The 13,180-nt window shown below is 60.4% G+C and carries 9 protein-coding genes and 2 pseudogenes; 10 read left to right on the forward strand and 1 reads right to left on the reverse strand.

The genetic code is table 11. From position 1 onward, the window contains the following. Positions 1–331 precede the first annotated feature (331 nt). The 5 genes from N1058_RS06865 to N1058_RS06885 all read left to right on the forward strand — a co-directional run bounded on the left by N1058_RS06865 (position 332) and on the right by N1058_RS06885 (position 4,763). Positions 332–1,462 carry a sensor histidine kinase gene (locus tag N1058_RS06865; protein WP_265516754.1) on the forward strand — a complete coding sequence of 377 codons (1,131 nt, stop codon included), beginning with the start codon at positions 332–334 and terminating at the stop codon, positions 1,460–1,462. Further along, positions 1,425–2,120 carry a response regulator transcription factor gene (locus N1058_RS06870; RefSeq protein ID WP_265516755.1) on the forward strand — a complete coding sequence of 232 codons (696 nt, stop codon included), beginning with the start codon at positions 1,425–1,427 and terminating at the stop codon, positions 2,118–2,120. The genes N1058_RS06865 and N1058_RS06870 overlap by 38 nt, the downstream gene beginning before the upstream one ends. Before the next feature lie 75 nt (positions 2,121–2,195). Next, positions 2,196–2,555, forward strand: a complete 360-nt coding sequence (locus N1058_RS06875) for a hypothetical protein (protein ID WP_265516756.1) — start codon at positions 2,196–2,198, stop codon at positions 2,553–2,555. Position 2,556: 1 nt separating this feature from the next. Then, positions 2,557–4,269, forward strand: a complete 1,713-nt coding sequence (locus N1058_RS06880; RefSeq protein WP_265516757.1) for an OmpA family protein — start codon at positions 2,557–2,559, stop codon at positions 4,267–4,269. 17 nt (positions 4,270–4,286) lie between these two features. Further along, the gene (locus tag N1058_RS06885; RefSeq protein WP_265516758.1) at positions 4,287–4,763 is read left to right on the forward strand and encodes a P-loop NTPase family protein; all 477 of its coding nucleotides are present in this window, start codon (positions 4,287–4,289) and stop codon (positions 4,761–4,763) included. Between the two features lie 359 nt (positions 4,764–5,122). On the opposite strand, the pseudogene N1058_RS06890 reads toward N1058_RS06885, so the two are convergent. After that, positions 5,123–5,380: pseudogene (locus tag N1058_RS06890) on the reverse strand (transposase); the annotation flags it as partial. Between the two features lie 70 nt (positions 5,381–5,450). Between N1058_RS06890 and N1058_RS06895 the strand changes: the two are divergent. From N1058_RS06895 to N1058_RS06915, 5 genes and pseudogenes are all read left to right on the forward strand, one after another. After that, positions 5,451–5,765, forward strand: a complete 315-nt coding sequence (locus tag N1058_RS06895; RefSeq protein WP_265516759.1) for a helix-turn-helix domain-containing protein — start codon at positions 5,451–5,453, stop codon at positions 5,763–5,765. A gap of 315 nt (positions 5,766–6,080) precedes the next feature. Next, entirely contained in the window at positions 6,081–6,452 is a 372-nt protein-coding gene (locus tag N1058_RS06900; RefSeq protein WP_265516760.1) for a hypothetical protein, read from the forward strand. Then, the gene (locus tag N1058_RS06905) at positions 6,445–7,353 is read left to right on the forward strand and encodes a helix-turn-helix domain-containing protein (protein WP_265516761.1); all 909 of its coding nucleotides are present in this window, start codon (positions 6,445–6,447) and stop codon (positions 7,351–7,353) included. Before N1058_RS06900 ends, N1058_RS06905 begins: the two co-directional genes overlap by 8 nt. Positions 7,354–7,987: 634 nt before the next feature. Continuing rightward, on the forward strand, positions 7,988–12,034 hold the full coding sequence (locus N1058_RS06910) for a DUF6923 family protein (RefSeq protein WP_265516762.1): 4,047 nt from the start codon (positions 7,988–7,990) through the stop codon (positions 12,032–12,034). After that, positions 12,031–13,180: pseudogene (locus N1058_RS06915) on the forward strand (TonB-dependent receptor); the annotation flags it as partial. The gene N1058_RS06910 and the pseudogene N1058_RS06915, both read left to right, overlap by 4 nt.

The raw sequence follows: 13,180 nt of genomic DNA on the forward strand, positions 1-13,180 counted from the left end.
GGGGCAGACGCCGGCAGTTATCGTGACATGATCACCGGATGCGCGGCTGCACGCTTGCGAAATACATGCGTTGCAATGGGACAATCCCTTTTGATTCTTTAGCCTTTGTCGACATGATGCCTCTCTTTGCTTACACTCCAATGCTGACACATCCACATGAATTGCTTGGCAATTCCGCGCGAATGTTTCGCATTTATTGAAAGTTAAACCTTTCGTGAGCCGAGGGCATGTGGCGAAAGTCAGGATTGAAGATGACGAAAGTCATATTCATTTGCGGCCCGCCAAGGGTTACGCAATAGAAAATTGACCTTGCGAGCTGGCTGGAGAATAAATGATCAACCTCGCCACTGAGCTACTATCGGCCGCAGAAGCCGATGTAATAGGGCTTGCCATTGTCAACGCAGACAGAGCGATTCAGCAGAAAATCGGGCGCCTAGTTGATTGGCTTCCGGCGAAGGGAGCCGACTGCTGCCAGTGCATGCTACTGATCGGGATGGAATCCGAATTGGCCGCCCTGGCCGAAGGACAGCGGGACACAATCGCCCTATCTGGGGTGCGCGGCATATCACCCGGACTGGATCATCCGGTAACGGCGGCTATTATGTGGAACAAGCATCAGTCACATTACGTTGTGATCGCGATACCTGATTTTGCGGCGCGCCAGGTCGGAATTCTGTTCGAAAGTGAGCGCCGTGCCCGGCGCGTGATGGAGCAACAGCTCGAGGCGGCGAGTTCGGAGGTGCGCTTTGCCTCGCTTGCACGAACACGCCTACGATTGGCACGCGACCTTCACGACACGCTCGTGCACTCAATCATGGCGCTGCTGACCCAGATTCGACTAACTCAGCACTTTCAATCGACCGACCCCGCTTGCGTATCCGAAGGCCTTGCGACCGCAGAAGAAGCGGCTATAAACGGCCTAGCTCGCGCACGCGATGCCATTGCCCGACTGCGGACGCCTGATGAGTTTGAACCGGCGTTGGACGTGGAGGGGATGCTACTCGACTTTGCGAAACAGACAGGCACCGAGGTCTTGGTGCACATCGATGATTGCGCTCGCGATGGGCTGCGCAACTACGGAATGACGGTTCAGCGCATCCTCAGCGAGGCGCTGCGCAACATTGAAAGACATGCGAAGGCGCGGCGCGTTCAGGTTCGTGTGATCGAGACAGAGGCCGAAGCCGGTAATAGATTCGTTGTCGAGATATGTGACGATGGATGCGGCTTTGATCCTGCTGTTGCGAAGCCAGGGCACTTCGGTTTGATCGGAATGGTGGAATTCGCTGAACTCGCCGGTGGCGAATGCATTGTGAAGAGCGCGCACGGGGAGGGGACGCTGGTACGCATATCGCTGCCCGCAATCGGGCCTTCGTCGGCGTACTTTTCAGGGGCACGCGCGAACACCAGCGAGAAGCTGCCGGGTCATGGAAAGGATGGTGGGGGCGGTGAGCGCGTTGCATGAGCAAAGTGAAGGGGTGCGTGTGCTGATCGCCGAAGATCAGACATTGATCAGGGAAGGTCTTGCCACGCTCCTAGCGCAACAGAACGATGACTTTGAAATTCTCCCGGGCGCAGCCGACGGCGAGCAGGCGATCGAATTTACGCGTCGATATAGGCCTGACGTCATCTTGATGGATTTGCAAATGCCACGTGTCGATGGCATTGCGGCCACCCATCGGATCCTCCGCGAATTTCCGAAGACTAGCATTGTGGTCTTGACCACTTTTGAGACGAATGACTTGATCTTCGAGGCTGTCAGCGCGGGTGCGAAGGCGTATCTTTTGAAAGACGCTAGGATCGATGAGATTGCGGCAACAATCCGAGCGGTAACGAACGGCCAATCGGCGCTTTCGCCCAGCGTGGCCGCGCGCGTCCTCGACGAGTTCAAGCGGCTGCGACCTCGGCATGCGCCGGCGAGTCTTCCTGTTCACGATGGCTTGACGGGGCGGGAGAGCGAGATACTCAGGCTCGTGGTGGAGGGGCAGAGTAACAGCGAAATCGGCAAGCAACTGCATTTGGCTGAAGGTACGGTAAAGAATTATGTGAGCACGATCCTGGAAAAGTGTGGGGCTAGAAATCGCACGGAGTTGGCGATAAGGACAATAGGTTTAACCAGGTAACAGCAATCTATACTTTTCGGGACTGGATACTCGAGGCTTTGTGTTATCTGAATGGGGGATAATTGGAGAATGGCCATGGAGGGTGTTGAGCAGATTGAAAAGGATGCAGGCGAAAATGCGTCTGCAACTGAGGAGGAAGCGACAGCGCGTGCCAAGGAGACAATCGATGCCGAGGAGACAATCGATCAGGTCCGTGCTCTCTTGTTCGGCGGAGCCCAGCGGTCGCTCGAAAATAGACTAGTTGGCTTGCGAGAAGAGATGCAGGCTTCCCTCAAGGAGTTCCAAGCAGAGTTGGCGGCTGTGCGAGAAATGATCTTGGAGCTCGAGCGGAGCAGCGAAAAGAAGCAACTCGATTCGCATAAGGAGATCGGCGCCGCAATTTCGAAGCTTGGTACGACCATCAGCGCGCTGGGATCCGACCGCGCTGGAAAATAGCATGGCATCTACAACTGGCCAGAACCGCGAGATCGAGCAACTCAAGACATTGCTCTTTCAAGCGGAGGCGACGCGTCTTGCGGAACTGGAGACAGATGTCGCTTTTCTACGGCGCTATGTAGGCGGCCCCGAGCGCCTCGAAGCGGCAACGGCAGACATATTGGTCTCCGCGTTGGAGCGGGCGGAAGTCCGTCAGCCGCGCGAACTCGCGAACGTCGTTGCACCCGTCGTGGTGTCGGCAATTCGGAGCGAGATCAGGAATTCGCGCGAGATGATGATCGATGCGCTCTACCCTCATGTCGGGCGGCTGGTCAGCGCAGCCGTAGCAAACACCTTCAAGCAACTGGTTGCGGCGCTGGAAGAGCGTATTGGTGCGCTGACATCCGGGGAACTTTGGGTCGCGCGCATCAAGTCTCTGGTGACCGGCCGTCCGATCAGCGAGTTCGTGATGGCAGACAGCAATCCACGCCGGGTCAACCGGTTGCTGGTCATCGAACGCGGCAATGGACGCCTCGTCGCAGACTGGAAGCGCGAGGGGACCCTCGACGAACGCGCGGACCTGGTGAGCGCGATGGTCGCAGCGATCCTTGAATTTTCTGTTCAGGCGCTAGCCGAAGAAGGTAGTCTGCAAAAGCTCGATCTCGGCGGAAAGGAGATCGTGCTTCGCGCCTCGCCGCAGTTCATCCTCGCGGCAGAGTGTATTGGCCTCCTGCGTCCCGCCGACGAAGCCAGGATCAATTCGCTTTTCTATGACATGATCGAGAGTATGCGCCGTGGCTCGAACTGCGATGCTGCGACGCTCGCCTCATTGGCAACGTCCATCGAAAATCATCCCCTCTCTCGCAAAAGGAAAAGGCAGCGTGGAAAGGCCATTCTGTTTCTATTTGCCGTTCTCACCGCTGTCCTGCTCGTCTGGTTCGCCGGCTTGTTCGTGTCTCGCACGGTATTAGAGCAGCGGACGAATGCCGCGCTGCAGCAGCTTGTCGACGAGCAGCCGTTGTTGGCATCGTTTCCACTGCGGCTGGACTTTGACCATGGCAATCGACATCTCACGGTCTCCGGCATCGAGCCCAGCCAAGTGGATGTTGTTCCCTTGGTTGACGCACTGGCCAAGGCTGCGGCTCCCTATCGGATGATCAACCAGATCGGCATCGTGCCCGGACTGGAGCAGTCGGCTGCACTGCAGACAGATGTCGCCGCAATGCAGCAATCACTTGCCCGTATACAGGCGAGCATTGACGAAATGCGCGAGGCGGTGGCCGAGGAATCGAAATCCAAAGATCAGCAATACGCAGAGTTGAGTGAGCAATATAGCAGGCTGGAGTCCATTATCGACAGTCCTGCAGAACGGCTCGGCCGCTTCATGACTTCGACGGCTGTTTTTTTCCGCACGGGCAACGACGAATTCGTCAATAGCGAAGAAGCCGAGCAGCAGATGCGACAACTGGCCGGGCTGCTTGCAAACAACGATCTGAGAGTTCGGGTCGTCGGGCATACGGACCATGTCGGATCGGATTCGGCCAACAGAATACTTGCCAAAAAGAGAGCGGAGAGGGTAGTGCAGAGGCTGACCTTTCTCGGGGTCGAGCCCTCGCGATTGATTGTCGTTTCACGCTCGGCATCAATGCCGATTGCCGATACGATCGGCGCAACGAATGCCGCAAACCGCCGGGTTACGTTCGAAAACATGTTTCAGACCGAACCGTCCCAGTGATGCTCACGGCAAAGGTCATGCTGCTTGGCGACATGGGTGTTGGTAAGACATCGATCATGTACCGCCTCGTGCACGATCGTTTCGACGGGCAATACATGACGACACTCGGCGTCGAAGTTCTCAGTTATGATGTCCCTGCTGATGGGAGCGAACTGGCGCGCCTTGTGCTGTGGGATACGGACGGCGATTTTGGGACACGTATTTTCGAAACCGCCTACGTCACGGGGGCTTCAGCCGCAATCATCGTATCGGATGTAACACGGCCGCAATCGATCACGCACATGGTCGAGTTGGCGCGGGGCTTCGAGTCAAGGTTTCCAGGGAGGCCATACAAGGCCCTCGTGAACAAAATCGACCTCACGAAAGGCGGGGGGGGCGCCGAACAGATTGATCTCGCACCCTCAAGTGTCAGTTTCGTGAGCGCGAAAACCGGTGCCGGGATCGCAGAAACCTTTGCTGAGCTTGCGGAAACGATACGGCGCCGACAGCTCTAGGGTCTGTTGGGATTTCATCGCGAATTGATAACTGCAATGACTGCGGTCCAGAGATAGTTCATGACCCTCGAAGCTGGTGTCCGAATTGTCGCTGCATGGTGTTGCTTGGCAGATTGCAAGAATGCCCCAGCTTGCTTCGGCTTGGGCATTTAATCGTGAGAATTTTGGTGACCGGGTTTCAGATCAACTGCATCTGCGAAGAGGCTCTCGGCCTGCGAGCACGGGCAGCCGATCGCGACTGCGTGTGACGTGCATACGGTCTGGTCGTGCACACGAGAAAGCGTGGTAGTCATCGTCCGGCCCGAGGCCCTGCTCGAATTGGCGACCAGTGAGCTTGGCGCCGGCCATGTCTCGCTTGCGCCGCCCCGGTCGCGCGGGATCGACAACGTCATCTTCGACGTACCGGTCAGGACCGACTTCTTTGACACACCATTGCGCCGGTTCGCAGCGCCGCCTGCGGCCTCGCGCTCTTCGCCCAGATGCTCATCCAGCTCGGCGTTCAGAATGCGCTCCGACAGCGCCTTCTTCAGATCGTCCAGCAACTCGTCCTTGGCAAAGACCTCGCCAGGGTCGCGCCCCGCAAGCAGTTGGTCCAAAAGTTCTTTCTCAATGGCCATGTGATGATTCTCCTTTCCATCATCATGACCTCAGACACGAAATTCCTGACAGTCCCGCGACGCAAGAAGAGTGCAAGAGTTTCTCCACGAGAATTTCACCCGCAAATTGTCGGTGGGGGAGATCGCGTCGATCGCCGGTCTTTCGCCATTCCACTTCACTCGGGCATTCAACAAGACATTCGGCCAGCCGCCGCACCAATACGTTCTCAACCTGCGTTTGACCTTTGCCGAGCAACTCCTGCTGGAGGGCAACATATCAATTGCCGAGATCGCCTATCTGAGCGGGTTTTCAGGTCAGAGCCATCTGACCGCTGCGATGAAGAAACATCGGCATGCGACACCGGCCCAGATACGGCATAACAGACAGATTTATTTAAGTTTTTGATGATGATAGCGCCAGCAAGGACAAGAAAAATGCTCAGCGCGAGAAAAATGTGGCAAGATCGTAGCGATATGTGGATGAAGGCGCCATTTTGCGCAATATTTTTATACTCACGGCAAAGTCCTGAAATACCACCCGTGAAGGTTGTGCCCTTCTGCCCAGGTTGGAATTGTCCGGTATGGGGCCTTTAAGCCTGGGTATTGATGCAGCGCATCGGATTAAAGAAGAAACCGATGTAATGCTTGGGCGGCGCGGCGTTAGGCCGCGCGGAAGCAGGGCAACACCGCGCCGGATGATTCGCCTACGAGGGGATCGTCCATGCTTAAGCCGGTTTCGCTGCGCGATGTTGCGCGTTGTTTGGCAGGTTATCTCGCCTGTACTGCGCGGCCTCCCTGCCTTTCCCGCTCGCCGGCGTGGCTTTCGTCATTCCCGATGGCATTGAGGATGATGGTGGATCGCGCTGCTTGCGGGACGGTTGGTCGTGCAAGCCGCCAGGCCAGGCTCGGGCTGGCAGCCACCCTGATGTCCGGGATGGCGATTTGGAGTGGCGACGCGCAAGCACAGGCGCAGACCCCGTTCGCCGCCTGTACGTCGACCATGTATCTGTCGATCGGCGCCAATCCGACGCAGCTCCACAGCGTCGACACGAGCACCAACCCGTTCACCTTTCCGGCCATCGGCGATGCTTGACGAGCTCAACGGTCGATCTCCTGGCCGTCGGGGGATAGATCGTCCCCTGGCGGGCCGTAGGATACTGGACATCATTCCGGAAAACGCCGGTCCGCGACTGGTCACTGCCAAGGGCGCGGTCGCCCACACCGTCCGTTCGCCGTCCTCGCAGACATTCCTCACCACAAATCACGTGGCCACCGTAGCGCTGGTGTGCTCTCCCGGGACGACAACGAGGTTTGGTGGCGGCGAACGGTACAGATACGACGCGTACACCGGAATGCTGACCGTCATCCCCGCCAATGTGGAGGTCGAAATGGGCTGGTCGGCGGCCAGGGAGGAACTGCTCATCGCCTGGAAGCCCGAATGCCTGCGCGAGCTTGCGGTAGAAACGTTGGATATGGAATGCGCCCAGCTCCGGCCGTTGAAGGGGAAGGTTGATCCACAGGCCCTGCATATGGCCGAGTTGATGAAAGCGGAGCTGATGCGCGGTGAGCCGCCGAACGAGCCCTACGTCGAGTCCCTCATCGTCCTCCTCGGCATTCACGTACTTCGCAGCTATTCCAGCGCCGATGCGCGGTCTGCGCGGCTGAAGGGCGGGCTGCCCGACCACGTCGCCAGAAGGGTGCGGGAATATCTGGACGAGCATTACGCGCGCAAGCTGTCGGTCGTTGAGCTTGCCGCCGTGTGCGACCTGTCGCCCAGCCATTTCATCCAGGCCTTCTCCAAAACCTTCGGCTATCCGCCGCACCGCTACCTGGTCAACCGGCGCCTGACCTTTGCCGAAAAGCTGCTCCTCGAAACGGACATGACTATCGCAGAGGTGGCCTATTTAAGCGGCTTTTCCAGCCAGAGCCACCTTACCTCCGCCATGCGGAGCCACATGCGTATCACCCCGGCAAGGCTACGGGCGCAGCGATAGTGTTTTCAGATTCTATAAGAGTACGCTGGAGTGTAACACTGCGCTAGTTCACTATTTATTTGGAATAATTAGCAGATGTGAAAGAAGGCTTGTGTCCAATATGCCACATCCCGCATGTGTGTATAAATAATTTCGTATTTTTTTGAAAAGACCGAAGCTTCTTGAAATACCCAAGGCCAGAAATCGTGCCCTTGTGTGAATATATCGAAGTCCCTCTTGGGTTAGAATTTCGTCAGAAGCATTGATGGCGTGCGTTGGATTCTGAGGGGAATCTATCGAAATGCTTTGTATGCGCGCAATTCATACCGCGCGTAGAAGACGACAGTGCCAAGGGGTTTTCGCATACGAGGGGTCGTTCATGCACAAGTCGAACTTGTTCTTTGCCGCCACACGTTGCTTTGCCGTCCATTGTCATCGCATAGCCGGCTCCGGTAAGGCGTCAACACGGTCGCCCGGATTCCTGCTTCGATATGCTCCCCATCTTATACGGAACACCCTCGCCGGTCTCTTCATTCTGGCGGTTTGGCTTTCTCTCGGCACCACGCAAGAAGCTCGCGCCCAGGCGACCCCTACCGTCGCATGCACGACGGACGGGGCATTTTTCAACACGGCATACGATTCCTCCACCGGAGGAATGCTCACATCGGGCACGGACGCCAACTGGGACGTTGCCCTGACGACCACAGACGTGACAGGCGGGCCGCCAGGAAGTCTAACTTATGCTGACGCCGTTGTCGTAGACGATCCGCCTGCCGTTTACACAACCTCGCCCTTTGGCAACGCCAACTGGGTCTCCCATAACGCGACTGCCATAAATCCCACTAACGAGAACTACGACGCCTTCTATCGCTACGAGTTCAACCTCGACCCTGCCGTCGACCCGTCGACGCTGGACCTGCAGATGACATTCTTTTCCGATAACTCTGTCATCGAAGTCTGGGTGAACGGGGCAGCCCAGAACATCAGTTCGGACTACGGCACTGCTGATCCCTATTTCTATAGCGGATTCACGAGCGGCAATGGGGCTAACGGCTCCATGAATGGCGCTTGGCAGACGGGCCTCAATACGATCATCGTCCATATAAAGTCTGGGCCTGGCGCGACGGCGTTCATGGCGCAAATCCAGTCGACCGCGCTCTGTCAGCCGATGCTGACGCTGCAGAAGACTGTCATAAATAACGAAGGCGGCACCGCCACGGCGAGCGACTTCACCTTGAGCGCAGATGGTCCGGTGGCTATCGAAGGCGTGATGGGTGACCCTGCGGTCACCGACGCTTCGATCCCAGCGGGCACATATACGCTCAGCGAATCCAGCGATGTCCTTGGCTATGCCTCTTCCGAATACAGCTGTTCGATCGATGGAGGGGCGGCGGTGAATGGCAATTCACTGACGCTGGCTAATGGCGAAAGCGCCGTCTGCACGATCACCAACGATGATTCGCCATCCTTCGGCTCCTGCACGCCGACCATGTACCTGGCGCAGAACGTTCCGACGCAGCTGTTTGTGTTCGACTCATCGTCGAACCCCTTCGACGTCAATCCGGTGGGGTCGGCCTCGTCGAACCAGTACAACGGCATCGCGATGAATCCCATCGACAATTACATTTACGGGCTCGAGATAAACACGACCCCGCCACGGTTGGCACGCGTCGGCAGCGACGGCGGCGTGCAGGTACTCGGAACGATCTCGGGCTTTCCGAACGGCAGCGTTACCGGTGAGTTCGGCCCGGACGGAACATTCTATTCGGCGACCGCCGGGAGGCTTTATACCGTCGATGTCACGTCGAGGACGGCGACGTCCGTTGCGCTGAGCGGGGCCGCCACCCACGGTCCGGACCTGGCATGGCACAACGGGCTGCTCTACACAGTCTCTGGCACTGGCGTGCTCTATACAATCGACCCGGCGACCGGCTTTGTCGCCCCCGTTGGCCCCACCGGTTTGCCCACCAACGCCTTCGGCGGCATGTTCGGGGCCAGCAACGGCGTCTTCGGCAGCAACAATGTTGGCGGCTTCTACCGGTTCGACGTGGCGACGGGGCAGGGGACGCTGATCTCCGATCTGCAGGGCTCCGGCCAGAACGACGGCGCCAAATGCGCCACCACGGCGCTCACTTTCCCGGCCGATGTCGAGATCGCCAAGGACGACGGCAGTGAGAACTACGCGGCGGGCGAGGATGTCGTTTACACGATCGCCGTCTCGAACAATGGCCCGTTCGGCGTTGCGGGCACGCAGGTGAGCGATCCGCTTCCCGACGGAATCACTGACGCGACCTGGACCTGCGGCAGCCCGGTGAATGGCGCGGTCTGCAGCGTGGCGAGCGGCGCGGGCGCCATAGCCGACGTGCCGGTGAACCTGCCGGCGAACAGCTCCGTCACCTTCACGCTGACCATGACCGTGCCGTTGGATTTCGAGGGCGACCTCGTCAACACGGCGACCGTCACCAACCCGCCCGACGTGCCGGACCCGGATCCGGGCAACGACACGAGCACGGACACGAACACCGTGCCGCTGGTCACAAAGAGTAAGCAGTTGGTGGACGAGAGCGGGGAGCTCGACGGCGCTGCCGAGCCGGGCGAGACGCTCACCTACGAGATCACGCTCACCAATGCCACTGACACTGCGCGCGCCAATTACGGTCTGATAGACGACTATGACGACAACCTGACGGTTGTGGATGCCGACGGCGGCAATGACGACAGCGATCTGATCACCTGGACGGGTCTCACCGTCCCGGCGCGCGACGGGACGAATTCTGGCGAGCTGGTGCTGACGGTTCAGCTGCAGGTCGACGATCCGATCTCCGACGGCGTGACCAGTATCAGCAATGTCGTCTACGAGCCCGGCGAGACCGTGGACTGCAGGGTCACGCCCGACCAATGCGTCGAGGTTCCGGCCGCCGGGAGGGTCGCACGGCTGAAGGAACTGATCGACGAGGACGGCCCGACGGTCGGCGTTGCCGAGCCGGGCGAGACCCTCACCTACCAGATCACGCTCAACAACTACGGCGGCGCGAGGGACAGCTACGCCATCCAGGACCTGCTCGACAACAACACTGTCTTCGTATTGGCCGACAATGGCGGCGCGCATACGGGCGGCACTCCCGGCGGCGGCGTTGTGGACTGGACGGGGCTTTCTGTGCCTGCCCATGACGGCTCCGCCCCCGGTACGCTGGTGCTGACGGTGGCGGCCGCTGTGGTCGACCCGCTACCCGAGGGGACTACGGAGATCGCCAATATGATCAAGGAGCCGGGCGATCCGGATCCCGAATGCCCCTCGGACGATTGCGCGGTGGTGCCGTCGCAGGTGACGGGGCTCGAGCTAGTCAAGACTGGGACTTACGAGGATACCGACGAGAACGGCTTCGCCAGTCCCGACGACACGATCCGCTACCGCTTCACGGTGACGAACACGGGCAACGTGGCGCTTGCCGATGTGGTGCCGGAGGATGCCGGCCCGACCTTCGACGGCCAAGAGGGGGGCGGTGAGCTGTCGGCTTTCGATCCGCCCTCGGCGACGCTGGAGCCGGACGAGGAGATGATCTTCGAGGCCACCTATGTCCTGACGCAGACCGACATCGACAACGGCTCGGGCGTGGAAGACGGCGTCGAGAACCGGGCGACGGCGATCGGCTATGCCAACGGTACCAGGACCACCGGTACGCCGGTGGAATCGGAGGGTAGCGGGACGCTCCTGGATCTGCCCTTTGCGCAGAGCGACATCTCTGTGGCCAAGATCGCGCAACTGCGCTCCATCCGGCGTGGCGAGCAGGCGCCGTTCATCATCCGGGTGACCAACCATGCCGGCTCGCGGGCGAGCGGGCTGACGGTGGTCGACACCATCCCGTCGGGCTTCCGCTACGTGGACGGCTCGGCGACGCTGAACGGGGAGACGGTAGAGCCGGAGGTTTCCGGCCGCGCCGTGCGTTTCGAGAACCTGTCTCTTGCCGGCAATGGCGAGCTTGAGATCCGGCTCCGGATGCTGGCGCTGAGCTCGGCCGGCCCTGGCGAGCATGTGAACCGGGCCAGCGCGACGGACGCGTCGGGTACTTCACTTGCGCCGCCGGCGACGGCGGTTGTGGAGATCCTGGTCGAGCCGGTGTTCGACTGCGGCGACATCATCGGCAAGGTGTTCGACGATGAGAACGGCAATGGCTACCAGGACGACGGCGAGCCGGGCTTGCCGGGGGTGCGGGTGGCAACCGTCAAGGGCTGGCTGATCACCACCGACCGGTATGGTCGCTTCCACGTCGCCTGCGCCGACCTGCCCGATCAACGTATCGGCACCAACTTCATCATGAAGCTGGACACGCGCACGCTGCCTTCGGGCTACCGGTTGACGACGGAGAACCCGCGGGTGGTGCGGCTGACGGCGGGCAAGATGACCAAGCTCAATTTCGGCGCCTCGATCGGCCGCGTCGTCCGTCTTGATCTCAAGGACGAGGCCTTCGTGCCGGGCCGGGCCGAGCTCGATGCGCACTGGGCCGCGCATGTCGACCGGCTGATCGACGTGCTTGCCGAGGAACGGTCGGTGCTGCGGCTGGCCTATATCGACGCCGGCACCGATCCGGACCTTGCCGAGGCGCGGGTGCGCGGCATGAAGGCGCTGATCGCCGAGCGATGGCGACGGCGGCAGCGGGCCTATCCGCTGAGCATCGAGACGCGCGTGGAGGCGGGGCAATGAGGACGTTCATGACAGCCATGGGCTGCGCCCGTCCGGCGCAGGCACTCGACCTTCGGCTTCTGCTTTTGGGCGGTACGGCGCTGGCCGGCCTGCTGGGGGCGGCCGGTCCGGCGCCGGCCCAGGACAATGGGATGGCAGGCAAGGTGCTGGCCGACGCTTCGGTGAGCGGCCTGCCAGTGGGCCGTAACACGGAAGCGGAGAGCGCGGCCGATACGCCGTCCATCCCCTTCATGATCAGCGTCGACGGCGAGACGGTGGACGAGAGCGTCGCGGCCGGCGAAGCCGGTCTGGCGCCGGGGGAAGCGGCGCCTGCCGCGCGGCCGGTGGACCGGCAGCGCCAGACGGATGCGGGGCTGTCGGCGGTCGACATCCAGGTGAAGTTCGACGGGCTGGAGGCGGACCCGTTGCTCAACGTGTCGACGATGCCGGTGGAGCATACCTACCGCGCCGGCGAGCCGGTCACCTTCCTGGCGACCGCCAACTACCCGGCCTTCATCGACCGCGCCGAGATCCGCATTTACGAGGACGGCGCCGAGCACCGGCCGCTGGCCATCCTGCCGGTCGCCATCAACGGGACGGCCAATTGGGCGATGCCGGCGGCGGAGACGGAGACGGAGTTTTCCTACGTGCTGCGCGTCTACGGTGCCAAAGGCCGCTATGACGAGACAGTGCCGCTCAGTCTTCGGCGCACCGAACGCACCCAGCCGCGGCACGGCCGCGAAGAGGCGGTGGCACCGGGCATGGGCGAGGACCGCACGGCGCTGCGCAACATCCCCGTCCATGGCGGGGCGGTGACGGTCTACGGCCGCCACGTGCCGCCCGGCTATGTCGTCGAGGTTCTGGGCGAGACGGTTCCCGTCGATCCCGAGCAAGCCTTCGTCGTGCAGCGTATCCTGCCGCCGGGCGATCATGCGGTGCCCGTCGCCGTCAAGGGGGCCTCGAAGACCGGCGGCCTTGCCTTTTCCCGCGACATCAACATTCCCGACAACGACTGGTTCTATGTGGCGCTGGCCGACCTCACCATCGGCAAGCGCATGGGCGACGACAACATCGAGGTGGCGCGTCCGGGCGAGTATGACGAGGTCTATTCCAAGGGCCGGCTGGCCTTCTATCTGAAGGGCAAGATCAAGGGCAAATATCTGCTCA

Source organism: Nitratireductor luteus, assembly GCF_026162365.1.
Classification (GTDB): Bacteria; Pseudomonadota; Alphaproteobacteria; order Rhizobiales; family Rhizobiaceae; genus Chelativorans; species Chelativorans luteus.